This window comes from Neorhizobium phenanthreniclasticum, from assembly GCF_040066075.1.
Lineage (GTDB): Bacteria > Pseudomonadota > Alphaproteobacteria > Rhizobiales > Rhizobiaceae > Neorhizobium > Neorhizobium petrolearium.
In genome coordinates this window covers 128,039-154,781 of sequence record NZ_JBEAAL010000015.1, presented here as the reverse complement: position 1 = coordinate 154,781, position 26,743 = coordinate 128,039, and the positions used below count along the sequence as shown (strand labels likewise).

General features: G+C 61.5%; 24 protein-coding genes. 18 read left to right on the top strand and 6 right to left on the bottom strand.

The window, feature by feature from the left end:
* The first annotated feature begins 140 nt into the window (after positions 1–140).
* From ABK249_RS19205 to ABK249_RS19170, 8 genes are all read left to right on the top strand, one after another.
* Positions 141–1,745, top strand: a complete 1,605-nt coding sequence (locus tag ABK249_RS19205) for an ABC transporter substrate-binding protein (RefSeq protein WP_415926456.1) — start codon at positions 141–143, stop codon at positions 1,743–1,745.
* A 64-nt stretch (positions 1,746–1,809) separates the two neighbouring features.
* Entirely contained in the window at positions 1,810–2,826 is a 1,017-nt protein-coding gene (locus tag ABK249_RS19200; RefSeq protein WP_348863680.1) for an ABC transporter permease, read from the top strand.
* A 49-nt stretch (positions 2,827–2,875) separates the two neighbouring features.
* Positions 2,876–3,745, top strand: a complete 870-nt coding sequence (locus tag ABK249_RS19195) for an ABC transporter permease (RefSeq protein WP_348863708.1) — start codon at positions 2,876–2,878, stop codon at positions 3,743–3,745.
* 11 nt (positions 3,746–3,756) lie between these two features.
* Positions 3,757–4,614: an ABC transporter ATP-binding protein gene (locus ABK249_RS19190; RefSeq protein WP_348863679.1), complete on the top strand. Its 858-nt coding sequence runs from the start codon at positions 3,757–3,759 to the stop codon at positions 4,612–4,614.
* The gene (locus ABK249_RS19185) at positions 4,611–5,369 is read left to right on the top strand and encodes an ABC transporter ATP-binding protein (RefSeq protein WP_348863678.1); all 759 of its coding nucleotides are present in this window, start codon (positions 4,611–4,613) and stop codon (positions 5,367–5,369) included. Before ABK249_RS19190 ends, ABK249_RS19185 begins: the two co-directional genes overlap by 4 nt.
* Positions 5,370–5,399: 30 nt before the next feature.
* Complete coding sequence (locus ABK249_RS19180) at positions 5,400–6,152, top strand: FadR/GntR family transcriptional regulator (protein WP_348863677.1); 753 nt, start codon at positions 5,400–5,402, stop codon at positions 6,150–6,152.
* Positions 6,153–6,285: 133 nt separating this feature from the next.
* Positions 6,286–7,203, top strand: coding sequence for a dienelactone hydrolase family protein (locus ABK249_RS19175; protein ID WP_348863676.1), 918 nt, complete (start codon positions 6,286–6,288; stop codon positions 7,201–7,203).
* Between the two features lie 529 nt (positions 7,204–7,732).
* Positions 7,733–8,044, top strand: coding sequence for a hypothetical protein (locus ABK249_RS19170; protein WP_348863675.1), 312 nt, complete (start codon positions 7,733–7,735; stop codon positions 8,042–8,044).
* A gap of 5 nt (positions 8,045–8,049) precedes the next feature.
* Here ABK249_RS19170 and ABK249_RS19165 read toward each other — a convergent pair whose 3' ends face one another.
* Both ABK249_RS19165 and ABK249_RS19160 read right to left on the bottom strand, forming a co-directional pair.
* Positions 8,050–9,198 (bottom strand): mandelate racemase family protein, encoded by a 1,149-nt coding sequence (locus tag ABK249_RS19165; protein WP_348863674.1) that lies wholly within the window; start codon positions 9,196–9,198, stop codon positions 8,050–8,052.
* A gap of 102 nt (positions 9,199–9,300) precedes the next feature.
* Positions 9,301–10,107, bottom strand: coding sequence for an NAD-dependent epimerase/dehydratase family protein (locus tag ABK249_RS19160; protein WP_348863673.1), 807 nt, complete (start codon positions 10,105–10,107; stop codon positions 9,301–9,303).
* Positions 10,108–10,260: 153 nt separating this feature from the next.
* Here ABK249_RS19160 and ABK249_RS19155 point away from each other — a divergent pair, with 153 nt between their 5' ends.
* Together ABK249_RS19155 and kdgD are read left to right on the top strand one after the other, a co-directional pair.
* Positions 10,261–11,025: a FadR/GntR family transcriptional regulator gene (locus ABK249_RS19155; protein WP_415926455.1), complete on the top strand. Its 765-nt coding sequence runs from the start codon at positions 10,261–10,263 to the stop codon at positions 11,023–11,025.
* Between the two features lie 93 nt (positions 11,026–11,118).
* Positions 11,119–12,048, top strand: coding sequence for a 5-dehydro-4-deoxyglucarate dehydratase (kdgD, locus tag ABK249_RS19150; protein WP_348863707.1), 930 nt, complete (start codon positions 11,119–11,121; stop codon positions 12,046–12,048).
* Between the two features lie 107 nt (positions 12,049–12,155).
* Here kdgD and ABK249_RS19145 read toward each other — a convergent pair whose 3' ends face one another.
* On the bottom strand, positions 12,156–13,748 hold the full coding sequence (locus ABK249_RS19145; RefSeq protein WP_415926454.1) for an ABC transporter substrate-binding protein: 1,593 nt from the start codon (positions 13,746–13,748) through the stop codon (positions 12,156–12,158).
* Positions 13,749–13,983: 235 nt separating this feature from the next.
* On the opposite strand from ABK249_RS19145, the gene ABK249_RS19140 reads away from it, so the two are divergent.
* The 8 genes from ABK249_RS19140 (at position 13,984) to ABK249_RS19105 (ending at position 23,216) form a co-directional block, all read left to right on the top strand.
* Positions 13,984–14,799: an NAD-dependent epimerase/dehydratase family protein gene (locus ABK249_RS19140; protein ID WP_348863671.1), complete on the top strand. Its 816-nt coding sequence runs from the start codon at positions 13,984–13,986 to the stop codon at positions 14,797–14,799.
* 13 nt (positions 14,800–14,812) lie between these two features.
* On the top strand, positions 14,813–15,892 hold the full coding sequence (locus ABK249_RS19135) for a mandelate racemase/muconate lactonizing enzyme family protein (RefSeq protein ID WP_348863670.1): 1,080 nt from the start codon (positions 14,813–14,815) through the stop codon (positions 15,890–15,892).
* A 99-nt stretch (positions 15,893–15,991) separates the two neighbouring features.
* Positions 15,992–16,978 (top strand): BMP family protein, encoded by a 987-nt coding sequence (locus tag ABK249_RS19130; protein WP_348863669.1) that lies wholly within the window; start codon positions 15,992–15,994, stop codon positions 16,976–16,978.
* A gap of 11 nt (positions 16,979–16,989) precedes the next feature.
* On the top strand, positions 16,990–18,405 hold the full coding sequence (locus ABK249_RS19125) for an amidase (RefSeq protein WP_348863667.1): 1,416 nt from the start codon (positions 16,990–16,992) through the stop codon (positions 18,403–18,405).
* The gene (locus ABK249_RS19120; RefSeq protein ID WP_348863666.1) at positions 18,402–19,925 is read left to right on the top strand and encodes an ABC transporter ATP-binding protein; all 1,524 of its coding nucleotides are present in this window, start codon (positions 18,402–18,404) and stop codon (positions 19,923–19,925) included. Before ABK249_RS19125 ends, ABK249_RS19120 begins: the two co-directional genes overlap by 4 nt.
* A complete protein-coding gene (locus ABK249_RS19115; RefSeq protein WP_348863665.1) occupies positions 19,915–20,961 on the top strand; it encodes an ABC transporter permease in 1,047 nt (348 codons plus the stop codon). The genes ABK249_RS19120 and ABK249_RS19115 overlap by 11 nt, the downstream gene beginning before the upstream one ends.
* Positions 20,961–21,905: an ABC transporter permease gene (locus tag ABK249_RS19110; protein WP_348863664.1), complete on the top strand. Its 945-nt coding sequence runs from the start codon at positions 20,961–20,963 to the stop codon at positions 21,903–21,905. Before ABK249_RS19115 ends, ABK249_RS19110 begins: the two co-directional genes overlap by 1 nt.
* Before the next feature lie 21 nt (positions 21,906–21,926).
* Complete coding sequence (locus ABK249_RS19105; RefSeq protein ID WP_348863663.1) at positions 21,927–23,216, top strand: amidohydrolase family protein; 1,290 nt, start codon at positions 21,927–21,929, stop codon at positions 23,214–23,216.
* Here ABK249_RS19105 and ABK249_RS19100 read toward each other — a convergent pair.
* From ABK249_RS19100 to ABK249_RS19090, 3 genes are read right to left on the bottom strand one after another with little or no spacing between them, the layout of a single operon-like run.
* Positions 23,213–24,124 (bottom strand): ABC transporter permease, encoded by a 912-nt coding sequence (locus tag ABK249_RS19100; RefSeq protein ID WP_037152021.1) that lies wholly within the window; start codon positions 24,122–24,124, stop codon positions 23,213–23,215. The two genes, ABK249_RS19105 and ABK249_RS19100, sit on opposite strands and share 4 nt — an antisense overlap.
* Complete coding sequence (locus ABK249_RS19095) at positions 24,121–25,221, bottom strand: ABC transporter permease (protein ID WP_037152023.1); 1,101 nt, start codon at positions 25,219–25,221, stop codon at positions 24,121–24,123. Before ABK249_RS19095 ends, ABK249_RS19100 begins: the two co-directional genes overlap by 4 nt.
* Positions 25,218–26,741, bottom strand: a complete 1,524-nt coding sequence (locus ABK249_RS19090; protein ID WP_037152025.1) for an ABC transporter ATP-binding protein — start codon at positions 26,739–26,741, stop codon at positions 25,218–25,220. Before ABK249_RS19090 ends, ABK249_RS19095 begins: the two co-directional genes overlap by 4 nt.
* Between the last annotated feature and the right edge of the window lie 2 nt (positions 26,742–26,743).

Genomic DNA, 26,743 nt, shown 5'->3' with positions numbered 1-26,743 from the left:
TTAGCCCTGCCTGCCGTGATTTCACGGTCCTTCTCTTGAGACGGCAATTCAGATTGACACTTGTTATAAGACGTCATATCTCTTGCGAGGAGCTCATTCATCCGCCGGGAGGAGACCGGCGGCTTACGGGAGGATCGACCATGAAACCAGTTATGAGGATAATGGGGCCGCTATTGCTCGGTTCCACGCTGCTTCTCCAGCCGGCGCGAGCGGAAACTCCGCCGAACATGCTGGTCGTCGGCTTTTCGATGAACAATATCCTGACGCTCGATCCTGCCGCCATCACCGGCAAGGAGACCGTACAGGTCCTCACCAACATATATGACAACCTCGTGGCGCTCGATGCGGTCAATCGCGCTCAGGTGGATCCCCAGCTCGCCGAAAGCTGGATGATCGCCGAAGACAACGGCTCGATCACCTTCAGGCTGCGCAAGGGCGCGACCTTCGCTTCCGGCAATCCCGTCACTTCGGCAGATGTCGTCTGGTCCTTCAAGCGGCTGATGAAGCTCAACCTTGCCCAGGCGTCGTTCCTGAAGACCCACGGCTTCTCCGCTGCCAATGCGGATGCGAGCTTCACCGCTCCGGACGACAATACGGTCGTCATTAAGCTGCCGAAGAAGGTTGATCCGCAGATCATCGTGCAGACGCTCGGCATTGTCGGCCCGGGCTCCATTCTCGACATGAAGGCGGTTATGGAGCACGACAAGAACGGCGATATGGGCACCGCTTGGCTTACCAACAATTCCGCCGGTTCCGGCCCGTTCACGCTCGGACAGTGGCAGTCGAACGAGCGCGTCACCCTCGAACAGAACCCGAAATACTGGGGCGAAAAGCCGGCGATGCGCCGCATCATCATGCGTCATCTAGCGGAATCGCAGAGCCAGCGGCTGATGCTCGAAAAGGGCGATATCGACATCGCCTACTCCATGTCGGCAGCCGATCTCAAGGCGCTCGAAAACAACAAGGACGTCAAGATCCAGACGAACGGCGGCAGCGGCTTCTATTACCTTGCCGTCTCCATGAAGGACGAGAAGTTCCAGAACCCTAAGGTTCGCGAGGCGCTGCGTTATCTGATCGATTACCAGGGCTTGAACGACAGCGTGCTGCCCTATTTCGGCAAGCGGCGCGACCGCCCCGTGCCGGCGGGCATATTCGGCGCCTTGCCGAATGCGGGCTACAAGCTCGATGTGACGAAGGCCAAGGCGCTGCTCACCGAAGCCGGTTATCCGCACGGCTTCTCAACGACGCTTCGCGCCATTTCCGACGTACCGTTCATGAGCCTTGCGACCGCCATTCAGGCGACGCTCGCGCAGGCCGGCATCAAGGCGGAGATTATCACCGGCTCCGGCGACCAGATTTACGGTGCGATGCGTGAACGCAAGTACGAACTCATCGCTGGCCGCGGCGGCGGTGGCCAACTGCCGCATCCGGACTCGAACTTCCGCGCCATCGTCTACAATCCCAATAATGCGGACGAGGCGAAGCTGACGAACTTCCAGGGCTGGCGCACGTCCTTTTACGATGAGAAGATCAACAAGATGATCGATGATGCTCTCGTCGAAGGCAACAAGGACAAGCAGATCAAGGACTACGAGACCATCCAGACCTATTACGCGGACATGATGCCGGCGATCCAGCCCTTCTCCGAAGTGGTCGACAGTGTTGGTTTCCGGGCCGATATCAAGGGCCTCGAACTGAATCCCTCCTGGTCGACACAGCTTCGCACGGTCAAGAAAGAAAGATGATCGTCGGCCATCGCGGTGTGAGTTCTGAAGCGCCGCGACGGTTGTTACGATCCTGAGGAAGCCCATGATTAACGAGCGTCTCCCCGCTTTCACGCGGCAGGCCGGCACCATATTGGCAACCCTGATCGGCTTGCTGATCCTGACCTTCTGCATCGGACGGTTGATGCCGGTCGACCCAGTCCGCGCCATCGTCGGTGAAGAAGCCGATCAGGCCGCCTATGAGATGGTCGCGGAGCGGATCGGCGCAAACCTTCCTCTCTGGCAGCAGTTCTTCCGCTACGTGAACGACTTGGCTCACGGCGATTTCGGAACTTCGATCCGAACGGGGCAACCTGTCATCAACGATATCCTGCATGTCATGCCCGCGACGATCGAGCTTGCGACATTCGCGATCATCGTCGGTGCCGGCTTTGGCATTCCGCTCGGCATCCTTGCCGCCGTGCGTCGCAACCGGCCGACCGATCACGTCATCCGCTTCCTCACCCTCATCGGGCACTCCATGCCGATCTTCTGGACCGGTATGATCGGCTTGATCGTCTTTTACGCGGCGCTCGATCTTGTCGGCGGCGGCGGCCGTATGTCGGACTACTATATCGGCCTCGTGCCGGAAACGACGGGCTTCCTGCTGATCGACTCGATCCTTGCCGGCGACATGGAAGTCTTTTGGGATGCGGTGAACCACCTGCTGCTGCCGGCCAGCATCCTTGGCTATTCGTCTATGGCCTACATTACCCGCATGACCCGCAGCTTCATGCTGGATCAGCTGAACCAGGAATATATCGTCACGGCGCGGGTGAAAGGCCTGTCGAAGAACCGCACCATCTGGCATCACGCGTTCGCCAACATCCGCGTGCAACTGGTAACGATCGTGGCGCTCGCCTATGGCAGCCTGCTTGAAGGCGCGGTCCTCATCGAGACGGTGTTCTCCTGGCCGGGTTTCGGCCAGTACATCACCAACAACATGCTGATCGGCGACATGAACGCGGTGATGACCTGCGTACTGCTCGTCGGCATCATCTTCATTGCGCTCAACCTGCTTTCCGACGCGCTCTACAAGATCTTCGATCCGAGGACGCGGTGATATGGCAGCGAACTCTCTTCCCATGCAGAATGCCGCCCAGGAAACAGCTATGTCCGGTGCCCGCTCAAATCCCAACTCGGCCTTCCGCCGTTTCCTTGCGATCATTCGCGAACTTCTCGGCAACCCTTCCTCGGGTTTCGGCCTCGTAGTCATCGCCATCCTGCTCCTGACGGCGATCGTCGCGCCGTTCATCGCGCCTTACGACCCCAATATCGTCAACCTGAGCAACACGCTGAAGCCGCCGAGCGCCGAACACTGGTTCGGAACCGATGAGCTCGGCCGCGACATCATGAGCCGTATCATTTACGGCACGCGCATCAGTCTGACGATCATCACCATCGTCTCGGTCATTGTCGGCCCGATCGGGTTGCTGGTCGGAACCACCGCCGGCTATTTCGGCGGCTGGTATGACACGATCATGATGCGCATCACCGATATCTTCCTGTCCTTCCCGAGCCTCATCCTGTCGCTTGCCTTCGTGGCGGCACTCGGCGCCGGCCTCGAAAACGCGATCATCGCGATCGGACTGACCACCTGGCCGCCGATCGCGCGTCTCGCGCGTGCCGAAACGCTGACCTTCCGCGGTGCCGACTATATCTCGGCCTCCCGCATGCAGGGGGCATCGGCGCTACGCATCATCGTCAAGTCGATCATGCCTATGTGTCTTCCCTCGGTGCTGGTGCGCGTCACGCTCTCGATGGCGACGGTCATTCTGACGGCGGCGGGCCTCGGCTTCCTCGGCCTCGGAGCGCAGCCGCCGCTTCCGGAATGGGGTGCGATGATCGCCACCGGCCGGCGCTATATGCTGGACAACTGGTGGCTGGTCGCGTTCCCGGGCGGCGCCATCCTGCTCGTCAGCCTTGCCTTCAATCTCCTGGGCGACGGCCTGCGCGACGCGCTCGACCCGAAACAGCGCTAGGATTTTTCGCCATGGAAAACAGTCAGGCACTCCTGAAGGTCGAAAATCTCCGCGTAAGCTATCGCAGCGGCAAGACCTACAATACCGTCGTCAAGGGCGTCTCCTTCGATCTCGGCCGCGAGCGGCTCGGCATCGTCGGCGAATCCGGTTCGGGCAAGTCGACGATCGGCCGCGCGCTGCTGAAGCTTCTGCCGACTGCCAGGATCGAGGCCGACCGCATGGATTTCGGCGGCACCGACCTCATCTCCGCCAGCGAGAAGCAGATGCTGACGATCCGCGGCCAGCGCATTTCGATGATCCTCCAGGACCCGAAATTCTCGCTCAACCCGGTGCACCGCGTCGGCGACCAGATCGCCGAAGCCTATCGCGTCCATACCAGGGCTTCTGCCCAGGTGGCGAAGCAGAAGACGCTGGAAATGCTGGAAGCGGTGAAGATCCGCGATCCGGAGCGTGTCTTCTGCCTTTATCCGCATGAAGTCTCGGGCGGCATGGGCCAGCGCATCATGATCGCCATGATGCTGATCCCCGAGCCGCAGATCATCATCGCCGACGAGCCGACCTCCGCGCTCGACGTCACGGTGCGCATGCAGGTCCTCAACATCCTGAACGAGCTCGTGACCAACAAGGGCATCGGCCTCATCATGATCAGCCACGACCTCAACCTGGTGCGCAATTTCTGCGACCGCGTTCTCGTCATGCGCCATGGCGAAGTGGTCGAGGAGCGCGTGGCACGCGACATGAAGAACTGCACGCATCCCTATACGCAAGGACTGCTTGCCGCCCAGCCGCATATCGGCGGCAGCCGCAAGCCGCTCCCGGTGCTGAGCCGCGAGCCTCAGACCAATACAGCCAACGAGGTGCGCACATGACCGCCATCGAGGTCCGCAACCTCTCGATCGACCTTGGCTATGGTTCTGCGAAGAAGCGCATTCTCGGCGACGTCTGCTTTTCGGTCGAGACCGGCGAGTCCTTCGGCCTGGTCGGCGAGTCCGGCTCGGGAAAATCGACCATCCTGCGCTGCATCGCCCGTTTGCTGAATGCGTGGGATGGCGCTATCGAGCTCGAAGGGCGGTCCGTGACCGGCATGCCCTTCGCGGAATACTGCCGCATGGTCCAGATGGTCTTCCAGGATCCCTACGGTTCGCTGCATCCGCGCCAGTCGATCCGAATCGCGCTGCAGGAGCCTGTGCGCATCCACCGCATGGACAGGCAGGTGGAACGCATGGAGCGGGCGTTGATCGATGTCGGCCTCAACCCCGCCTTCCTGTCGCGTTATCCGCACGAACTGTCCGGTGGTCAGCGGCAGCGCGTCGCGATCGCCCGCGCGCTCATTCTGGAACCGCGCATTCTGCTTCTCGATGAGCCGACCTCCGCGCTGGACGTGTCAGTGCAGGCGGAAGTGCTCAATCTGCTCGCCGATCTGCGCGCAAAACGCAATCTCACCTATCTCTTCGTCAGCCATGATCTTGCGGTAATCGATCATATGTGCGAGCGGCTTGCAGTAATGCAGCATGGCCGTGTCGTGGAAATCATGAGCCGCGATGTGCTGGCGACAGGCGAAGCCAAGGATCCCTACGCTCGCGAACTGATCCAGGCGAGCCTCGAATACGATCACGCCGTCTAGTTCGGTCTCTAGAGGCAGGGAGGTGCCACGATGACAGTCGATGCCGGAAAGACCGCCTCGCCAGCCGCCACCTGGACCCGCAGGGAAACTCTGAGCTCCCAGGTGGTGCGCACCATCGCGGAGCGCATCAAGAGCGGCGATTATCCGCGCGGATCGAAATTGCCGACGGAAAAGGCGCTGATCGACGAACTGGGGGTCAGCCGCACCGTCATCCGCGAGGCGATCGCCAATTTGCGGGCGAGCGGCCTCGTCTCCATCCATCACGGGATTGGCGTTTTCGTCCGCCAGGACGCGGGCGTCACGCCGTTCCGGCTGGGCGATGAAAACCTGGCGTTGGTCGAAAACCTGGTAAAAGGGCTTGAGCTGCGCATCGGCATTGAATCCGAGGCAGCGGCGCTCGCCGCCGCAAGGCGCAACCAGGCCGATCTCGACGCCATGGCGGCGGCCTGCGACGCCATGGATGTCGCAGTACGCAATGCGAGCCGCGACACCCAGGCGGATTTCGATTTCCATTGCGCAGTCGCGACCGCCAGCCATAACGAGCACTTCTTCCGCATCTTCAACTATCTCGGGGAAACCCTGATGCCGCGCATGCGGCTTTCGACCCACGCAGTGGATGATGCGGCCCTTTCTGTGCATCTGGCGCGCGTCAACGAAGAGCATCGCGCCATTCTGCGCGCCATCGAGGTACAGGATGTCGAAGGCGCGCGGGCAGCGATGCGCAAGCACCTGGGTGACAGCCGCGACCGCATGCTTGAAAGACTGCGCGCAAGCCATGATTGACAGTGAGAATATGTCGAGCCTCGCAGTGAGGCTGCGCGATAATCTCTCGTTTCCGTGGAATTTCGACCCTGCGGCGGAAAGCTTTCCGGACTGGCGAGATCGGACGAGAGAGAAAATCAGGAAGGCTCTTGGCATGGAACTGGTTGCCCCAGCCAGCGCCTCCGTCATCGGGAAATGGGCCGAGGATGGCTGCGTCGGGCAGGAGCTCGAACTCAGTTTCTCGAACGGCGAGACGACCGGGGCCTATCTGCTTCGCCCGGATACGGAGGCCGCGACACCGGCGGTTCTGCTTCTGCACGATCACGGCTCGTTCTTCTCGATCGGCAAGGAAAAGATGATCCGGCGTCCTGGCGAGACGGCCGGTATCGCGGCCGACATCGAACACTGGATAACGAGGCTCTACGGCGGGCGTCACGTGGGCAATGAACTCGCCCGCCGCGGTTACACGGTGCTTTGTGCCGATGCGCTCGGGTGGGGAAGCCGCAAGGGGAATGGGTACGAGGCGCAACAGGCGCTGGCGGCCAATCTGATGCAGTTCGGCGTGTCATACGCCTCGGTCATTTTGACGGAGGATTTGGAAACGCTTGCCTGGCTTTGCCGATTGCCGGGCGTCGATTCCGATCGCGTCGGGAGCTTCGGTTACTCCATGGGAGGCTCGCGCGCCTGGCAACTGGCGGCCCTCTCGGACGACGTGAAGACCTGCGTCGCCGGCGGCTGGATGGGCACGCTCCAAGGGCTCATGCAGCGGGGCAACAATCAGCTTCGCGGCCAGTCGGCCTTTACCATGCTGCATCCGCCGATCGCCGGAAAACTGGATTATCCGCATTTCGCCGGGCTCGCCGCACCGAAACCGGCCCTGATCTTCAGCGGTGCCGAGGATCGGCATTTTCCGGAGCCGACCGCCCTGGCGGCGCATCGGCAGATCCGCGAGATCTGGGCTGCGGCCGGGACTGGCGGACAAGCCGAAACGCGGCTCTGGGAAGGCGCGGCTCATGCATTCCCGGCTGACCAGCAAGACCATGCGATCGACTGGCTTGATCGGGTGATGTGAGGTGGGTTGGAAGGCAAGTCCTCGCGGAAAGCGGGCTTGGATCGGGTCGAGGCCTGCTTCCCTATAAGGATTTCGATTATGCCGTGTGGCACCCCCTCTGCCCTGCCGGGCATCTCCCCTCAAGGGGGGAGATCGAAGAAGGCGTGCTCAGCGGTCCCTCTCTGATTTGTTCGACGGCAGGAAGCTGGCAGGGGCGGGGTACGCCTTCCAATGCTATTGCGATGTTTGCCCGTGGATAGGTGATCGCCGCCTTCGAGCATCTCCAATGACTTAACCGCCTCATCATCCCCGCCCTCCAAACCCATGCCTACAATCTCTCCGCTTCCGTTGCCGGAGTGTTTCGCGAGACGTTCGCGGGCAGGCGGGAGCCGGCGCTTCCATCGGAACCGTAACGTGCGGGAAAGGTGGAAGAGGTGAAAGCCATGGAGCGCGTGCCGAAAGGCGGTTGCTCCTATCAAGCCTCCCCCTGGCCGCCGGGTCAGGTTCGGTTGAGCCGTGCAAGTGGTGAGCCTGTCCCGAAAAGACGGGCGTGAACAAGACCACGCAGCGAGGCGAGATGATCACCTGTAGGGGCCGGAAGCCCCGAGAGAACGCCGAAGGCCACGCGAATGCGGAGCCACTTGATTACTATCATCCGAAGTTCCGCATTCGCGTGCGCTTCTCCGGACCATTCTTTGAAAACCACGGCAGGCGACTGCCGCGGGTCCTAAAGTGTTGGTCAAAGGCTGGAAAAATCAACGGAATTGATTTCACCGACGGAGGACAAACTTTTGCCGACCGCAAAAAACCCGGCCTCCAAAACGAGACCGGGCTTCTCTTTCCTGCTTGGGAGGCAGAATAGACAGTTCAGCCGACGAGATTGGCGTTGATGAAGTCGAAGTTGATGTCTTCGCCCATGCCCGGCTTGTCGGAAATGTGCACGAAACCGTCTTCGTCCATCGGATCCACGAGTGCATTCAGGTATTCGAAGCCGTCGTCATATTCGAGGAACGGGTGCAGCAGGCCGCGTTCGTACCACTTGGCATTCTTGGTGCAGGCTGCGACGATCAGGTTTGGAGCGCCGTTGCCGTGAATTTCGCAGTTCATGCCGAAGGATTCCGCCAGATGCATGCATTTCATGGCGGGACTGATACCGCCGACGTCGTGGACGCCGGTGCGCAGGATGTCGCAGGCCTTGGAGGTGATCCATTCAGCGCGGCTGAAATGCTTGCCGCCGGCGCTTTCGGGGCCAAGGACGGGAATGTCGAGATTGTCAGCCAGCCACGCGTAAGAGGCCGAGCTGTCTTCGTCCATCGGCTCCTCGATCCAATCGAAGCCGAGCTTTTCCAATCCCTTGCCGAGTTCCAGCGCTTCCGTTCGGGTATACCAGTGGAAGGCATCGATCATCAGATGGATGTCCGGACCGACTGCCTCGCGTACCGCGGCGCAGGCTTTCAGGTCCATCTTGACATCCGGTGCCCAGGAGACCGGCGGCATCCAGGTATGCAGCTTGATGCCCTTGTAGCCGCGCTTGACGAGCTTTTCGGCAAACCGGCCGTAGTCCTCCGGAGTTGCGAGGCCATTTTCCAGCTCATCACCGCACATGATCGAGCCATAGGCCGGAATCTTTTCGCGGTAGCTGCCGATCAGCTTGTGGACCGGCATGTTGAGCTTGCGGCCCGCGAGGTCCCAGAGCGCGCAATCGACGATCGCCAGCGCACGGTCGGTGAGTTGCATGGCGCTGCCGCGCTGCCAGTGGGCGAGGCCCTGCCACAGCCGTTCGCGTGCGAACGGGTCTTCGCCGATCAGCACCTTTTTCACGAACTTGTCGATGACGTGCGGGCGGATGACTTCGGGCGGAGCAAAGCAGTAACCTTCGGCGCCATAGTCATCAATAATCGTCAGCAGCGCCAGATTGACCTTGTGCGGCAGGCCCGGATGCGCGTGGCCGGCGCTGTCCTGATGACGGCGCGTGGTATGGGAGAATACCCGCACGTTGACGTCTACGATCTTCACGAAATTCCTCCTGTCGCGCGGAAGGTCCGGCTTCCGCCATTTTTTTACGTGAGTATCCGGCCTCGACCGGATCCAGGCCGCCCGGTTACAGGCAGCGATAGTCTATTTTCCGGTGTCGTCCGGATGGCCGGCGGATGCGAAGCCCCCGCCTTGGTAGATGACCGCCGGATCCGTTGGGTCTTCCTTGCCGGCGGCGGCTTCCACTTCCGCGCGCCATTTCGCGGAATTGTCTTGCGGCTTCCAGCCAAGGAAGGCGGCATTGCTGTTGTCCCACCACTGCTCGTCATTGGCGGAGGCGCCGTAGACGACGGTATGCCCGATCCGCGGAGCGGCAAACGCCCGCTGGCAGAGCGAGAAGAAATCGCGGTAGCTCAGCCAGGTCGCCAGCATGCGCGTATTGACCGGCTTCTCGAAGCACGAGCCGATGCGGACGGAGAGTGTCTCCTGTCCGAATTTTTCGAAATAGAGGCTGGCGATTGCCTCTCCGAAAACCTTCGAGGCTCCATAGAGGGAGTCTGGCTTGGGCACGACCATGTTGTCGAGCCGCTCATCGCGCCGGTAATAACCGATGACGTGGTTGGAACTCGCGAACACGATGCGCGGCAGGCCGTTGTGGCGCGCCGCTTCATAGAGATTGTAGAGGCCGACAATATTGCCCTGAAGAATAAGCTCGAACTTCTTTTCGGTGGAAATGCCGCCGAGATGAATGATCCCGTCGATACCATCGAGAAGCTTTGCCACGCCTTGGGCGTCCGCGAGATCACATCGGATAAAGGTTTCGTTCGAACCGGCGTCGGTGATTTCACCGATATCGGAAATGATGACATGGTCCGCGATATCCTTCAGCATCGGCCGAATTGCCCGGCCGACACCGCCCGCGGCGCCGATTAAAAGCAGTCTCTTGAGCATCCTTCCCTCACGGCGGGGTCGATTATCACGATCGGTCGCCTCACGATGTTATCATACCTCATATGACATGTCATACTATATGTCGAGCTCTTGGCGTCAATAAAATTCGTCTCGGCTGCTTGACAAGCCGGTCCTGTTTTATCCCTCTAAGTCATGCCAGAGCGATGGGAGCAGGCGGAATTGAAGAATTCAGATCATACCACTGGGGAAATAGCCTCGCGAAAAGGCCGCAATCTGGTCGAGACGGTCGGCCGGCGTATGAGAGATGCGATCAATCGGGGAGAGCTGAAGCCCGGCGACAAACTGCCGACGGAAAGTGGGCTTACGCTGCAATATCAGGTAAGTCGCACGGTCATCCGCGAAGCAATCGCGTCGCTGCGGGCCGACAATCTCGTCGAGGTCCGGCATGGCGTCGGCGTCTTCGTGCTGGCGCCGCAGGCCGGGTCGCAAAGCGGTTTCCGCATGGTGGATGCCAGCCGCGTTTCATCGATCATCGAGATGCTCGAGGTCCGGGCGGCAATAGAGATCGAGGCCGCGGGACTTGCGGCGCACCGTTCGTCTCCCGCTCAGCAGGAGCTGATCTTCGAATGTCTGGAGACGATCAAGCGCGAGATCGCGGCGGGCAGATCAACGGTCGAAAGCGACCGGGCCTTCCATCTCGCCATTGCGGATGCGACCAACAATCCTCGCTTTCGGGAACTCCTGGAAGCCATCGGCAGGCAGATGATCCCGCGATCGCTGCTGCAGGAGGGAGATATGGACGTTTCGCCCATGGAATACCTGTCCCAAATCCAGAACGAGCACGCCGATATCGCGCGGGCGATCGCCGATGGTGACGATTTGGCTGCTCGCGAGGCAATGCGCACGCATCTCAAGGGAAGCCAGCAGCGCTACCGGTCTTTGATACGGCGCTCCTGATTTCGTTCTGAATGAGAGATAATATCATTCTTGACAATCATATTATGACTCGCTAGCCTTTCTGGAAATCAACCAGGAGGGACAATCTTGTCTATGGATCCAAATGAACTGAAGCGTGCGCTCGGCGCCGGCCTCTTGTCGTTCCCCGTGACGCCGTTTGGCACGGACGGCCTATTCAACCGCAAGGTCTACGAAAAGCATGTCGGTTGGCTGGCAAGCTTCGATGCATCGGTCCTTTTTGCCGCCGGCGGTACCGGCGAGTTCTTTTCGCTGGAGCCTGCGGAAGTCCCCGAGATCATTGCCGCGGCCAAGGCTTCGGCCCGCGATACGCCGATCGTATCGGGCTGCGGGTACGGCACGCGTATCGCGGTTTCGATCGCCAGGTCTGCCGAAAAGGCCGGCGCAGACGGGCTGCTGCTGCTGCCTCATTATCTTATGGATGCCAGCCAGGAAGGTCTCTACCAGCATATCAAGACCGTCTGCCAATCGGTCGGCATCGGCGTGATGGTCTATAACCGCGACAATTCCATCCTCTCGGCCGAGACACTGGCTCGCCTTTGCGATGACTGCCCCAACCTGGTCGGATTCAAGGACGGCTCCGGCGATATCGGCCTGGTGCGCAAGATCACCGCGACCATGGGTGATCGGTTGACCTATCTGGGCGGCATGCCGACGGCGGAACTTTTCGCGGATGCCTATCTGTGCGCCGGCGTGACGACCTATTCCTCGGCTGTCTTCAATTTCGTTCCTGCCCTGGCAACACAATTCTACAAGGCGCTGCGCGCCGGCGACACGGAAACGACCAACCGCATCCTCATCGACTTCTTCTATCCCTTCATGGAGATCCGAAATCGTCAAAAGGGTTACGCGGTTTCCGCCGTCAAGGCCGGCGTCCGGCTGATGGGTTTCGACGCGGGTCCGGTTCGCGCTCCGCTGACCGATCTGACTGCTGAAGAGGTCAAAGTGCTCGAGCTTCTCTGCGAGCCCCATCGCAACGCTTCCGTGATACAGGCGGCTGAATAAGCGCCGTCTCTTCCAACTCGGCGCCGTTTTCCAGACGCGCATCATGAAAACGTCCGCAACCGGGGTTGCGGACGTTTCGTCTTGGGAGGGTCTTTGAGTGCTGCCAATCAGCGCTGCTTGAAAACGGTACGCAGGCGGACCGTCCAGCCGTAGTGGTTTTCGTAACCTTTCACGTCAGCACGATAGACGACGCTGTCGACGACCGCCGAAATCGGCTGCAGCGCTGGAACGAGTTCCTCGTACCGCTTCTGGATGTCTTCATACATCGTCTTCTGCTTGTCCTGGTCCCGCTCCACCAGCGCCTTCGCCGACATGTCGTTCAGCTGTTGGTCGAAGAAGGAGGTACGCCAGCCGATGATGCCGCTGAGCTTTGCGTCGTCGGCATTGTTGGGATTGATGACCAGCGCGCGCAGGTTGGAATGCGGATGTGGTTCCTGGCCGCCGCCGCCCCGGCCGACGATCATTTCGAACTTGCGTTCGCGCATCGGACCATAGATCTGGTCGCCGGCGCCCTGGATGATTTCGGCCTTGATGCCGGCCTGGGCGAGGGTGGCCTGGATCGCAGTGGCAGTGTCTGCGAAGGGCGGCTCGTTGAGCGTCAGGAGCTTGACAGGGAAGCCATCGGGATAACCCGCCTTGGCGAGCAGTTCCTTGGCCCTGGCGGCATCGACCTTGTAGTCCGGATCAGGCAGGCTGCCGATAACGCCCTTAGCGATCGGGCGAAGACGTTTCGTGCCGTAGTTCGGCATGATCGTCTGGTTGATGCCGTCATAGTCGATCAAGTAGCGGACCGCGAGTCTCACGTCCGGGTTCTTGAAGCGCTCGTCCTTCATGTTCATGGCGAGGAAGTAGAAACCCGAGCTCGGCGTGCTCTGCACCTCGACATCCTTGTTCTTGCCGAGCGCAGCGATATCCGGAACCGAAAGGCCGACCGCGACATCGATGTCGCCCTTTTCGAGCATCAGACGCTTTGTCTGGGATTCCGGCATATGCCGGAAGATCACGCGCTTCATCTTGGGCTTTTCGCTCCAGTAGTCATCGAAGCGCGTCAGGATGAGCATTTCGTTGGAGGACCAGCGGGTCAGGCTGAAAGCGCCGGAGCCGGCCGAATTGATCTTCAGCCAGGCTGCGCCCTTATCGCCGTTTGTCTCATGGCTGAGCACGGTCTTCATGTCGACGATTGCGCTGGCGTCCGGCTTGCCGAAGATGCCAAGCGTCAGTTGCGGGTCGTTGGGCCGTGCCGGCTTGATGGTGATCTTGTTGCCGTCCGCGCTCAGGAATTGGTCGATATTATCGGCCTTGTAGCCGAAGGACGACCAGACGCCCGCGCCGACGAGGCCGAGGCTGATGTTGCGTTTGATGGACCAGACGACGTCCTCAGTCGTGACCGGGTTGCCGGAGCTGAACTTCGTGCCATCCCGCAACGTGAAGGTAATCGTGCCGTCGCCCGCAATGGTCCAGGAGCTGGCGAGGCCGGGATTGACGGTCTTCTTGTCAGCGGCAAGTTCCACAAGCGTGTCGTAGAGATTGGCGATGACGCCGGTTGCCTCGCGGCCCGAGATCGCGGCCGGGTCCAGGGTGAGAATATTGTTCATGCTCAGCCCGACGATCAGCTGGTCGGCGGGCGTATCCGCAAAAGAGCCAATTGGCGCAGACAGCGTCAAAGCTGCGGCCAGGGCCACATGCCTCATCCATTTCATTGGGTTTCCTCCATTCGGCGCTCAGTGTATGACGTCACATGAGCTGAATTCTTGTATGAAGACCTAAACGACGCATTTCGTCAACAGATGCACCGTGTGTCGCGTAAATTTGTCTCATTTTAAAAGCGCTGGCGGGCGCATCCGTTTTGCGTCATCGCATTTCAGACGTCTTGTCATATTATAAGTTGATTGATATTCGCTGATCACTGCGTGCAGCCTGACGAGGAGGAGAGGAATGAAGCGGCTTCTGATCACCGGGGCGGCCGGCAATATGGGCATGGCCATGCGCCAGAGGCTCGGCCATCTGGCCGAAATCATCCGTGTCTCGGACATCGCTCCGCTCGGAAACATCGCGGTCAACGAAGAGCCGTTTACCTGCGATCTGGCGGATGCGGACACGGTCATGCGTTTGGTGGAAGGATGCGACGGCATCCTGCATTTCGGCGGCATACCGTCCGAAAACACCTTCGCCAGCATCCTCAACAGCAACATTCGCGGGCTGCACAATCTCTACGAGGCGGCACGGCGGCATGGAAAACCGCGCATTCTCCTCGCCAGCAGCAATCACACCGTGGGCTTTTACCGACAAGACCAGTTCATCAGCGTCGACAAGCCCACTAAACCGGACGGCCTTTACGGTGTCTCGAAATGCTTCGGCGAAGGTCTCGCTCGGATGTATTTCCACAAGCTCGGTCAGGAGACGGCGATCGTCCGGGTCGGCGCATGCTGGCCGAAACCGACCACTGTGCGCATGCTCTCGATCTGGTTGAGTTTCGACGACATGGCCTCGCTTGCCGAACGGGTGTTCAAGGCGCCTCATCTCGGTTGTCCGACGATCTGGGGTGTCTCCAACAACCAACCGAAATGGTGGGACAATTCCGCATCCGCCTATCTCGGCTGGATCCCCAGGGACAGCGCGGAGGTCTACCGCGCCGAATTGGAACGCGACCCGGGAATTCCTGCGAAGGATTCATCTCAGGCCATGTGGCAGGGCGGCGGCTTCGTCGACGATCCCATTTATACCGAACCTCCCCGTTCTCCGAACCGGTAATGGTAACGATCCTATGAAGATAACCGATCTGCGCACCACCGCCATCAGTCTGCCGCTTGCCGAACCGCTCGGCAATGCGACCGCGACCATTCATGAATTCTCCTGCCTTGTGGTCGATCTTGTTACCGATGAGGGGCTGGAGGGCGAGAACCTGATCTTCACCATCCGCCCGGAGCAGTTGAAGCTGCTCGATGCGATGGTGCATGTCCTGCGGGATGCGGTGATCGGGCGTGATCCGGATGATACGGGCGCTTTCTGGCAGGATGCCTGGCGGCGCATCAACTTCATCGGCTTCACGGGCGTCTCGATCATGGGCATCTCGGCGATCGACGGCACCATGTGGGACCTGAGAGGCAAGCGTGCCGGCCTTTCGATTTCTAGGATGCTCGGCCGGTGCAGGGAAAGCATTCCTGCCTATGCGAGCGGCGGCCTGTGGCTGAACCAGGACATACCCTCACTGGTGCGGCAGGCGGAAGGCTTTGTGGCGGAGGGCTTCAAGGCGATGAAGCTACGCCTCGCCGGGCGGATCGATATCGACCTGCCGCGGGTGAAGGCCGTCCGGGCGGCGATAGGCGGCGATATCGGGCTGATGATCGATGCCAATCAGGTACTCGATGCCGACACGGCGATCAGGCTCGGCGACGCTTTGGCGCAGTTCGACATTGCCTGGTTCGAGGAGCCGGTGCCGGCCCATGCCCTGGAGGATTTGGCAAAGGTGGCGAAGGCCCTGCGGCTGCCGATCGCTTCCGGCGAGAACGAATATACCCGCTACGGCTTCCGGCGCATGGTCGAGGCCGGCGCCGCCTCCATTCTGATGCCGGATCTCCAAAGGGTCGGCGGCGTGACCGAATTCGCGCGTGTCGGCGCGCTGGCGGCAAGCTTCGACCTGCCGATCTCGTCGCATCTCTTCCCGGAAATGAGCCTGCAACTGCTGTCCCACGTACCGACTGCCCATTCCCTCGAATACATGGACTGGTTTGCGCCGCTGTATGAAGGAAAGATAGAGCTTGTCGACGGGATAGCCCGCATTCCCGATGCGCCGGGTTGGGGGATGTCCCTGGATCGGGACGCCGTTAGCCGCTACGCTCTCTAGGTGCTTTGCTTACGGATTGTGCATCTCCATCGCTTGACACAGTTTTGGGCGGCCCATAGAAATTTTTGACCAACCGGCAAAAAATGAGGGGCTTCAGCCATGACAACCGAAATACGTCTATCTCGCCGTGCGTTGCTTGTTTCAGCCGCGGTTCTCAGTGCCGGAACTTTCCTATCGGCTGCGCGCGCGGCGGCTCCCATCAAGGTCGCCGGCATACATGGCTCACCTGTTGAAAATGCCTGGAACTCGGTCCTTCACAAGGCTTTACAGGACGCAGCGGCGGAGGGCGTGATCGAATATGTCTTCTCCGAAGGAGTGTCGGGGACGGACTATGCGCGAGCCATGCGCGAATATGCCGAACAAGGACACCAACTGATCATCGGCGAAGCCTATGCTGTCGAAACCGAAGCCCGCGAAGTCGCCGCCGACTACCCGGAAACGGCTTTCGTGCTCGGCTCGAGCGGCAAGGAGGCCGGAGATAATTTCGGCGTCTTCGGTACCTGGAATCATGACGGTGCCTATCTTGCGGGTATGCTCGCCGGCAAGATGACAAAAAGCAATGTCGTGGGGTCCGTCGGCGCCATGCCGATCCCGGAGGTCAACATGTTGATCAATGCCTTCGGAGAAGGCGTGAAGGCCGTCAATCCGGATGCGAAGCTCCTCGTTTCCTTCATCGGAACCTTCTTCGATCCGCCGAAGGCCCGCGAAGCCGGACTTGCCCAGATCGATGCCGGTGCGGATATCCTGTTCGGTGAGCGGATCGGTACGGCGGACGCCGCCAAGGCGCGTGGCATCAAGTCCGTTGGCTCGCTGATCGATTACACGCCGCGTTACCCTGACACTGTCTTCGCCAACGCGCTCTGGGGTTTCCGTCCGATCCTCAATGCAGCACTCGCCGATGTTGCGGCCGGCAAGCCGGTCGGTAAGGACTACACACCATTCGGTCTTCTCAAGGAAGGTGGCAGCGATATCGCCTATGTGAAAGGCGTCGCTCCGGCTGACGCCGAAGTGGCGATGGAAGCCAGGCGTGCCGAGATCAAGGCCGGCACGTTCGAGGCTCCACGCAACATGGAAGAGCCGAAGTAGCGGACGCTTCCATGCCCGACGATGCTACGGCACTGGCGGAGGCGATCCGTAAAGGTCGCCTTACTGCTTCCGGGGCCATGCAGGCCGCATTGGACCGTGCGGAGCAGATGGACGGCCTCGGTGCGATCGTTCATTTTGAAGCCGAAGCCGGGCTTGAAGCGGCGCGGGTGATCGATGCACGGCTGGTGCAAGCGGATGATCGTCTGAACTTCGCGCCTTTCATCGGGGTGCCCAGCCTCGTCAAGGACCTGGGCGGTCCTTTTGCGGGCCTTCCGGTCGCTGCAGGCTCGCGCATGTTGAGCCGCGGTAACGAGAACTGTCCGGACTCCGACCTAGCCGCCCGCATGCGAGCGGCAGGCCTCTGTTTCTTCGGGTTGACCACCGTGCCGGAGATGGGGCTTTCATTGTCCTGCGAGCCCGCGGCCGGGCCGACCTGCCGCAACCCGCTCAATCCGCTGCGAACGCCGGGCGGCTCGTCCGGAGGGGCCGCGGCAGCGGTTGCCGCCGGGATCGTCGCGATTGCCCATGCGACCGACGCAGGCGGGTCGATCCGCGTGCCCGCAGCCTGTTGCGGGCTTTTGGGCATGAAGGCGACGCGCGGCGCAATGCCGGCCGGGCCGGGATTCGGCAATCACCTCGGTGGAATTGCCGGTGAACTCGCCGTCTGCCGTTCCTCTCGCGATCTTGCAATGATCTTCGAAGCCGTGCTTGGTGGCGTACGCGGTCCTCTCGCCGACCCGGAACTGGCCCCTGTAAAGCGCGGACCGTTGCGCATCGGGCTTCTCACCGAAACGGGTAACGATCATCCGACCGACCCCTCCCGCAGCGAAGCCGTCGAGGCGGCTGCCAGATCGCTGGAAAAGGATGGCCACGCTGTCGTCTCTCTCGGTTGGAGAGATTTCGCCGGACCGGTAGCCGCGAGTGCGATCGCGCTTCGCGACATCATTGCCGTTAACCTGGCGACCCACGTCGCGGGCGTCCGACTTGACGTGGAACTGGCAGAGCCGCTGACAAGGGCCTTTATCCGCCGTGGCGTGGCGATGATCGGTAGCGAGCTGTGGTCGGCAATGGATGGCGCGGTCCACGCCAGCCGCTCTTTCTGGGACATCTTCAAGGATTTCGATCTTCTTGTCGCGCCGATGCTGGCAACAGCGCCGCTTACGCTCGGCTCATTGCCTTTCGACCACGGCGATCCGGATCTGCAGATCCGTCGCATGACGGATTTCGCGCCGCTTGCCGCGCTAGCCAACATTACCGGCTTTCCAGCGCTGACCCTGCCGTTCGGCGCTGATGCCGATGGCCTGCCACTGCCAGTACAGCTGATTGCGCCGATGGGCCATGACCGCTTGCTTCTTCACCTTGCAAGTCGTCTGGAAAAGGAAGACCGTTGGCAACACCGTTATCGCTTGGCAGGATTGAATTCATGACCGGCCCGGTGCTCGAACTTGATAGCATCAGCAAACGGTTTGGCGACAATCTTGCCAACCACGATATTTCGCTGAACCTCGCGAAAGGTGAGATTGTCGCCCTGCTTGGCGAGAACGGCGCCGGCAAGACGACGCTGATGAGCATTCTTTTCGGCCACTACATACCGGATACCGGCAAGGTCACTGTCATGGGTAAGGGGTTGCCGCCCGGCAAACCGCGGGCGGCAATCCGGGCCGGTGTCGGCATGGTGCACCAGCATTTCTCGCTGGCGCCCAACCTTACGGTGCTGGAGAATGTCATGACCGGCACGGAAAGCCTTTGGTTGCCGGCCTCGAATGCCGCCGCCGGGCGCAAGAAGCTTCTGGAGATATCAGAACGTTTCGGACTGAAGGTCGATCCGGATGCGCGCCTCGGCGATCTCTCGGTGGGCGAGCAGCAGCGAGTCGAAATCCTGAAGGCGCTCTATAACGACGCGCGTATACTCGTTCTCGATGAACCCACTGCAGTGCTCACCAGGATTGAGGCGGACAAGCTGTTCTCGACACTCAAGGACATGGCGAGGCAGGGGCTATCGCTGATCTTCATGTCGCACAAGCTCGACGAGGTGATGGCGACGGCCGACCGGATCGTCGTGCTGCGCGGCGGCAGGTTGGTGGCGGAGCGCAAGACTGGAGAGACCAGCAAGGTAGAGCTTGCCGAACTGATGGTCGGCCGGGCGGTTAGACGGCCGGTACGTGACGCCTCAGCTCCGGGCGAGGTCGTGCTTGAAGCGACCGGTGTTACGGTGCGGGCGGGCGGTGTCGACCGGCTGAAATCGGTGGACTTCCGGCTACGCGCCGGCGAGGTGCTGGGGATCATCGGCGTCTCCGGCAACGGTCAGGCGACGCTTGCGCAGTTGCTGAGCGGCACGGTGCAGCGCAGTGCGGGGTCCCTTCTCCTGTTCGGCGGGGAAATCGCCGACCTTACGGTCGCGGACGCCGTTACCAGCGGGATCGGCCGTATTCCCGAGGATCGCAACCGGGAGGGCGTGATCGGCGAGATGACGATCTGGGAAAACGCAATCCTTGAACGTCTGTCACGCTTTTCACGATGGGGACTTGTGGACCGGAAGGCCGGTATCGCCTTTGCCGCCAAGATCATCGAGGCCTTCGATGTGCGCGGTGGGTCGCCGGTCAGCCGTGTCCGGCTGCTTTCCGGCGGCAACATGCAGAAGCTCATCCTTGGCCGAAACCTGATCGAACACCCGCGCATTCTGCTCGCCGCTCAGCCGGCACGCGGGCTGGATGAAGGCGCGGTGGCTGCGGTGCACCAGAGAATTTTGGAGGCCCGTCGGGCGGGTACGGCAGTTCTGCTCATTTCCGAAGATCTCGACGAGGTCATGGCGCTGGCCGATCGCATCCAGGCGATCGTTGGGGGTAGGCTTTCACCGTCCGTCAATGCCGAGGATGCCGATGCGCGCAGCCTCGGCCTGATGATGGCCGGTGAATGGGAGGGACGCGAGGTGGTCGATGCGGTTTGAGAGGCGTGAACATCGACCTGCAGCGCTTGTCGTCGCGGCGCCTCTGATTGCTGTCGCAGCGGCGCTCGCCGTTGCCGGTGTCCTGGTCGCATTGGCGGGTGCTCCGGTGCTCGAAGCCTACTGGAAGATCCTGACGAGTGCTTTCGGCTCGCGCCTTTCGGTAACGGAAACACTGACCCGCGCCAGCCCGCTCATCCTCACCGGCCTTGCAGCGGCGGTAGCGTTTCGGGCGCGACTTTGGAATATCGGTGGCGAAGGGCAGTTCTATCTCGGCGCCATTGCCGTTGCCGCCGCAAGCTCCCAGCTCTTCGACGGTTGGCCCTCCGCCGCGCAGATTCCGCTGCTCTTCATCATCGGCGCCGTAGCCGGGATGCTGTTGCTGTTGGTGCCGCTCTGGCTGAGACTGCGCTTTTCGGTGGATGAGGTCGTTACGACGCTACTGCTGAACTTCGTCTCGCTTCTGTTTGTCTCCATGCTGATCGATGGCGTGCTGAAAGACCCGCTGGCCTTCGGCTGGCCGCAGTCGGAGGCGGTGGACGCCGCAGCGCGTCTGCCGAAACTTCTGGCACGTTCGCGCCTGCATATCGGTCTGGTGATCGCCATTGCGATCGCCTTTGCTGTCCATTTCGTGCAGTCGCGCACCGTTTTCGGCGTCCGGTCGCGTGCAGCAGGGCTTAATCCGACAGGTGCCGCCTTTGCCGGGGTGCCGCTCGGGCGCACGCTGGTGATCGTCGCCATGATTTCCGGCGGTCTTGCCGGCCTCGCCGGCACGATCGAGGTGTTGGGCGTCAAGGGATACGTGACCAATGATCTTTCGCCCGGTTATGGTTATTCAGGTATCGTCGTCGCCATGCTTGCCAACCTGAACCCGTTCGGCGTCGTCCTGGCAGCCCTCTTCACGGCCGCCATGTTCGTTGGCGCAGACGGGATGAGCCGCAGCGTGGGCATCCCGACCTATATCGCCGACGTCACCGTCGCCCTTTCGCTGCTATCCATGCTGATCGCCGTCTTCTTCACGCAATACAGGATACGCTGATGAACGCCCTGATCGACATCCTTGCCTCTGCCGGTCTCTGGGCTGCGGTTCTGCGTATTGCCACTCCGCTGATCCTGGGCACGCTCGGAGCGCTGCTCTCCGAGCGATCGGGCGTGCTCAATCTGGGCATCGAAGGGATCATGACCCTTGGTGCCATGATCGGCTGGCTGGCGGTCTACAACGGGGCCGATCTCTGGACGGGGGTATTGATCGCCGCGCTCGGCGGTGCCGTATTCGGCTTCCTGCATTCTGTGCTGACGGTCACGCTCGGCCTGTCGCAGCACGTCTCCGGCCTCGGCGTCACGCTCTTTGCGTCGAGTTTTGCCTATTACGTCTTCCGGCTGATGGTGCCGGTCGCCGGCACGCCGCCGACCATCGAGCCTTTCAAGTCCATCGACATTCCGGGCCTTTCTTCGCTCCCCTTCCTGGGGCCTGCCTTCTTCACGCAGACCGCGCCGACCTATGTCGCGATCGTGCTTGCTGTCGTCCTGGCCTATCTCATCTCGCGTACTCCGGTTGGGCTTGCCATCCGCATGACGGGTGAGAACCCGCATGCGGCGGAAGCCCAAGGCATCAATCCCATGGCGATCCGCTACGGCGCCGTCATTGCCGGCAGCGCGCTGATGGGTGTCGGCGGTGCCTTCCTGACGCTGTCCGCCTTCAACAGCTTCTTCCCGACCATGGTGCAGGGGCGCGGCTGGATCTGCATCGCGCTCGTCGTATTTGCTTCGTGGCGTCCGGAGCGAGCTCTATTCGGTGCGCTGCTTTTTGCCTTCTTCGATGCCTTTCAGTTGCGTCTTCAGACGGTGCTGAGCGGCGTGGTGCCCTATCAAATCTTCCTGATGATCCCTTATCTGCTGTCGATCGCGGCGCTTGCCGCGATGGCGCGGCGTGCAAGGGTTCCGCAGGCATTGATGCAACCCTATCGGCGCGGCGAGCGCTGACCGAGGCCCGAGGAGTTCTCCATGTTCGACCTGATCATTCGCAATGCCAACCTCCCGGACGGGCGCAGGGGCATCGATATCGGTATTGCGGGCGAAAAGATCGCTGCCGTGGAGGTGGGATTGCCGGGGGAGGCGCGCGAGGTCATTGACGCGACCAACCGCCTGGTCAGCCCGTCCTTTGTCGATCCGCATTTCCACATGGACGCGACGCTTTCCCTCGGCCTGCCGCGCATGAACGTTTCCGGCACGCTTCTGGAAGGGATTGCGCTCTGGGGCGAGCTGCGTCCGTTGCTGACCCGGGAGGCGCTCGTCGAACGTGCGCTGGCTTATTGCGATCTCGCCGTCGGCCAGGGGCTTCTGCATATCCGCACCCATGTCGACACCTCCGATCCGCGTCTCGTCACCGTGGAGGCCATGCTGGAGATAAAGGAGCGCGTGGCACCTTACATCGACCTGCAGCTCGTTGCCTTCCCGCAGGATGGCTATTACCGCGCCTCGGAAGGCGTGGAATCGCTGGAGCGCGCCCTCGACATGGGTGTCGATATCGTCGGTGGCATTCCGCATTTCGAGCGGACCATGCAGGAGGGGGCAGTGTCGGTAGAGGCGCTGTGCCGGATCGCTGCCGATCGCGGCCTGCCGGTCGACATGCACTGCGACGAGACCGACGATCCCATGTCCCGGCATATCGAAACGCTGGCGGCCGAAACCGTCCGCTTCGGGCTCAAGGGACGCGTTGCAGGCTCGCACCTTACGTCGATGCATTCGATGGACAACTACTATGTCTCCAAGCTCATTCCGCTCATGGCGGAGGCGGAGATCAATGTCATCCCCAACCCGCTGATCAACATCATGCTGCAGGGGCGTCACGACACCTATCCGAAGCGGCGCGGGATGACGCGGGTCCGCGAACTGATGGCGGCAGGACTGAACGTCTCCTTCGGCCACGACTGCGTGATGGACCCCTGGTACTCGATGGGCTCGGGCGACATGCTGGAAGTCGGGCACATGGCGATCCATGTCGCGCAGATGTCGGGTTTGGAGGACAAGAAGAAAATCTTCGATGCCCTGACGGTCAATTCTGCACGGGCGCTCGGTCTCGAAAACTATGGCCTCGATGTCGGATGCCATGCCGACCTCGTGATATTGCAGGCCGAGGATGTGCTCGAGGCCCTGCGCATGAAGCCGACCAGGCTTGCCGTCCTGCGGCGGGGAAAGGTCATCGCCCGCACGGTGCCGAAGATCACCGAACTGCAGATCGAGGGACGACCGGAACGTATCGATGCGGGATACAATCCCACGGCTCGTCCTTAGCGCTCGAAGGGTTCGCCGAGCGAAGCGACGCCGTTGAGCTTTAAAAGGCGGCGATCGGCGGAGATGATCCCGAGCACGATGATCGTGACGATATATGGCAGGCTGGAAAGCAGTTGAGATGGTACGTCTAACCCTGTCGCCTGGGCGGCAGGCCCCATGAGGGAAACCGCGCCGAAGAGGCAGGCGCCGAAAAAGATGCGGCCGGTAAGCCAGGTGCCGAAAACCACGAGCGCGATCGCAATCCAGCCGCGGCCGGCAATCATGCCATCGGCCCACAGCGGGGTATAGACTACCGCGGCATACGCGCCGGCAAAGCCGGCCATCATTCCTCCGAAGGCGACGGCAGCGATGCGGACGAGGATTACCGGATAGCCGATAGCGTGCGCAGCTTTTGGATTTTCGCCAACGGCGCGGATAACAAGGCCGGTCTTGGTGAAGGTAAAGATTGCCCAGATGGCGAGCGTGGCGGCGAGCGAAAACCAGACGACGATATCCTGGGTGAAGAGACCACCGATGACCGGCAGCTCTGAAAACCAGGGCAGGGCGAGCTTCGGCAGGCCCTTGACCGTCAGGCTTTCATAGGTTTTGCCGAATAGCGCCGAAAGACCCTGGCCGAGGATGCCGATCGCAAGGCCCACCGCCACCTGATTGGCTCGGAAAACCAGTGCGATGATGGCGAAGACGAGCGAAAACAGTGCGCTGCAGATGCCTGCAGCGACGAAGCCGATGATATGCCCGCCGCCGTGATAGACAATGATGAAGGCGATGACCGCACCCAGTGCCATCAGGCCTTCGACCCCGAGATTGAGTACGCCGGCGCGTTCGACCACCAGCTCGCCGAGCGCGGCGAGCAGAAAAGGCGTCGCGGCCGCGAGCATGCCCGCAAGGATGAACTGGATGGCGTTCATGATGTGCTCCGATGGCCGGCATGACGCCACTCGAGGCGGTAGCGCACGAAGGCAATGGCGACGAGATGGGCGAACAGGAGGCTGCCCTGGAAGACGCGCACGGCGGCGATCGGCAGGTTGGCTGAGACCATGGCATTGTCTCCGCCAATATAAAGCGCAGCCATGAAAAAGGCGGAGACGACGATGCCGATCGGATGCAGGCCGCCGAGATAGGCGACAATGATGGCGGCATAGCCGTAACCGGTGGAGATCGACCGCTGCAGCTGGCCGAGCGGTCCCGCCACTTCGGCAGCACCCGCAAGGCCTGCGGCGAAACCACCGATCAGCAGCGAGAGCCAGATTGCCCGGCCCTGGTTGAAGCCGGCATAGCCCGCGGCGCGCGGCGCAAGTCCACCGACCTGCAGCTTGTAGCCCATGAAGCTCTTCTGCATGAAGATCCACGCTGCGGCGGAGAGGGCGAGAGCAATGAGAAGTGAGGCGTTCACGCGCGTTCCGGGGATCAGGGTCGGCACCATCGCGTCGTACTGGAACATGACCGACTGGGGGAAATTGAAGCCGTTCGGATCCTTCCAGGGTCCGAGCAGCAGGTAGTAGAGCAATTGCGCCGCCACCAGGCTCAGCATCAACGATACCAGGATCTCGTTGGCATTGAGCCTGACGCGCCAGAAGGCAGTGATCGACGCCCAAAGCGCGCCGCCGATCGCGCCGAGCAACAGCATGGCCGGCCAGATCCACGCCCCGGTCGCCTGCGGAAACCAGATCGGGATGGCGGAAGCGAAGATCGCTCCGAGGATGAATTGGCCCTCCGCACCGATGTTGAAGACCTTGGCACGGAAGCCGATCGCCAGTCCCTGGGCGATGAGGAGCAGCGGTCCGGTCTTCAGCAGCACTTCCGAAAATGATGCCCATGAGAGGAAGGGTTCGAGGAGCATCGCATGGACGACGGCGACGGGGTCGCGACCCAGGAGCACATAGAGGCCCAGATTGAGGATAAGGGCCGCCACCAGCGCCACGGGCGGAGCAAACAGGGTCGCCGTGAGAGAAGCGCGGTCCCGACGTACGAGAGTAGGCAGGAGGGCGGGGGTGGGGCGGTTCATGCGGAGGCCTTCTCGCCTGCAGGTTCCGCCCCTATCATGTATCGGCCGATCTCCTCCGGCTTCGTGTTCAGGGCCAGGAGCGGAGGGCTCAAGGTGCCGTGATGCAGGACCTGGATGAAATCGCTGAGCTCGAACAGTTCCTCCAGCTCCTCGGAGATGACGAGGATCGCCATGCCGGCATTGCGCAGCGCGATGAGCCGCTGGCGGATTGCCGAAGCCGCACCGACATCGACCCCCCAGGTAGGCTGGGCGACGAAGAGGAGCTTGGGCGCCAGCATGATCTCGCGCCCGACGATGAATTTCTGAAGATTTCCGCCGGAAAGCGAACCCGCTTCGGCATCCGGGCCGCGCGTTCGTACATCGTATTGGCGGATGCAGTCATTGGTGAAGGCGGCCGCGCGTGCTCTGTTGATGAGGCCGTGTTTCAGGAGCTTCAGCGGATGGGCGGTCAGCAGGCTGTTGAGCAGGAGCGACATTTCGGGTACCGCGCCGCGGCCGAGCCGGTCTTCGGGCACGAAGGCGAAGCCCAGCTCACGGCGGGCGGCGGGATCGAGCGTGCCCACATCCCTGCCCATCATGAAGATGCGGTCCGCCTGCTCGCGTTTCAGCACCGTTTCGCCCGAGATCAGTGCCGAAAGCTCGCTCTGGCCGTTGCCCGAAATGCCGGCGATGCCCAGGATCTCGCCGGCCCGCACCGTCAGGCTGATGCCGGAAAGCGGCACGGCGAACGGGTCGTCCGGCGTGTAGTCGAGCCCAATGATTTCGAGCCGTCTCTCGCCACCCGATAGCGGCAGCGCCGGAATAGGCTCCGGCATGTCGCGGCCGATCATCATGCGGGCAAGATCGTGGGTATCGTGTTCGCGAGGATCGACATTGCCGGTGACGCGCCCGCCACGCAGGATGGTTGCCCGGTCGCAGACCGCCCGGATCTCCTCCAGCTTGTGGGAAATGAAGAGGATGGAGACGCCGCCATCGCGCAGGCGCCGCAGCGTGTCGAAGAGCTTGTTGACCAGCTGCGGCGGCAACACGGACGTCGGCTCGTCGAGGATCAGAAGCTTCGGATTGGTCATCAGGCAGCGGATAATTTCGACCCTCTGCCGTTCGCCTACGGACAGCGCATGCACATGGGCAAGGGGGTCGACTTCGAGGCCGAAATCCCGCCCGAGCGTGCGGATGCGTTCGGTCAGCTCGGCCTTCCGGCCTGGCACGACGAGCTGGATGTTTTCAACGACCGTCAGGGTTTCGAACAGCGAGAAGTGCTGGAAGACCATGCCGATTCCCCTGTGCCTGGCTTCGGCAGGCGAGGCCAGGCTCAAAGGTTCTCCTTCCCAGGCAGCGGTCCCATCATCTGGCTGTTCGACGCCGTAGATGAGCTTCATCAGCGTGGACTTGCCAGCCCCGTTCTCTCCGAGGATCGCGTGGATCGACTGCGGAGCCACGTCCAGGTCGATCTCCTGATTGGCCCTGATTGCACCGTAACTCTTGGAGATGCCGCGGAGAGACAGGAGGGGTTGCAACATGG

Bases quoted from the DNA above. Each gene is read 5' to 3' on its own strand.
- ABK249_RS19205 (WP_415926456.1), top strand. From the start codon at position 141: ATGAAACCAGTTATGAGGATAATGGGGCCGCTATTGCTCGGTTCCACG.
- ABK249_RS19200 (WP_348863680.1), top strand. From the start codon at position 1,810: ATGATTAACGAGCGTCTCCCCGCTTTCACGCGGCAGGCCGGCACCATA.
- ABK249_RS19195 (WP_348863708.1), top strand. From the start codon at position 2,876: ATGTCCGGTGCCCGCTCAAATCCCAACTCGGCCTTCCGCCGTTTCCTT.
- ABK249_RS19190 (WP_348863679.1), top strand. From the start codon at position 3,757: ATGGAAAACAGTCAGGCACTCCTGAAGGTCGAAAATCTCCGCGTAAGC.
- ABK249_RS19185 (WP_348863678.1), top strand. From the start codon at position 4,611: ATGACCGCCATCGAGGTCCGCAACCTCTCGATCGACCTTGGCTATGGT.
- ABK249_RS19180 (WP_348863677.1), top strand. From the start codon at position 5,400: ATGACAGTCGATGCCGGAAAGACCGCCTCGCCAGCCGCCACCTGGACC.
- ABK249_RS19175 (WP_348863676.1), top strand. From the start codon at position 6,286: ATGGAACTGGTTGCCCCAGCCAGCGCCTCCGTCATCGGGAAATGGGCC.
- ABK249_RS19160 (WP_348863673.1), bottom strand. From the start codon at position 10,107: ATGCTCAAGAGACTGCTTTTAATCGGCGCCGCGGGCGGTGTCGGCCGG.
- ABK249_RS19155 (WP_415926455.1), top strand. From the start codon at position 10,261: ATGCCAGAGCGATGGGAGCAGGCGGAATTGAAGAATTCAGATCATACC.
- kdgD (WP_348863707.1), top strand. From the start codon at position 11,119: ATGGATCCAAATGAACTGAAGCGTGCGCTCGGCGCCGGCCTCTTGTCG.
- ABK249_RS19145 (WP_415926454.1), bottom strand. From the start codon at position 13,748: ATGAAATGGATGAGGCATGTGGCCCTGGCCGCAGCTTTGACGCTGTCT.
- ABK249_RS19140 (WP_348863671.1), top strand. From the start codon at position 13,984: ATGAAGCGGCTTCTGATCACCGGGGCGGCCGGCAATATGGGCATGGCC.
- ABK249_RS19135 (WP_348863670.1), top strand. From the start codon at position 14,813: ATGAAGATAACCGATCTGCGCACCACCGCCATCAGTCTGCCGCTTGCC.
- ABK249_RS19130 (WP_348863669.1), top strand. From the start codon at position 15,992: ATGACAACCGAAATACGTCTATCTCGCCGTGCGTTGCTTGTTTCAGCC.
- ABK249_RS19125 (WP_348863667.1), top strand. From the start codon at position 16,990: ATGCCCGACGATGCTACGGCACTGGCGGAGGCGATCCGTAAAGGTCGC.
- ABK249_RS19120 (WP_348863666.1), top strand. From the start codon at position 18,402: ATGACCGGCCCGGTGCTCGAACTTGATAGCATCAGCAAACGGTTTGGC.
- ABK249_RS19115 (WP_348863665.1), top strand. From the start codon at position 19,915: ATGCGGTTTGAGAGGCGTGAACATCGACCTGCAGCGCTTGTCGTCGCG.
- ABK249_RS19110 (WP_348863664.1), top strand. From the start codon at position 20,961: ATGAACGCCCTGATCGACATCCTTGCCTCTGCCGGTCTCTGGGCTGCG.
- ABK249_RS19105 (WP_348863663.1), top strand. From the start codon at position 21,927: ATGTTCGACCTGATCATTCGCAATGCCAACCTCCCGGACGGGCGCAGG.
- ABK249_RS19100 (WP_037152021.1), bottom strand. From the start codon at position 24,124: ATGAACGCCATCCAGTTCATCCTTGCGGGCATGCTCGCGGCCGCGACG.
- ABK249_RS19095 (WP_037152023.1), bottom strand. From the start codon at position 25,221: ATGAACCGCCCCACCCCCGCCCTCCTGCCTACTCTCGTACGTCGGGAC.
- ABK249_RS19090 (WP_037152025.1), bottom strand. From the start codon at position 26,741: ATGTTGCAACCCCTCCTGTCTCTCCGCGGCATCTCCAAGAGTTACGGT.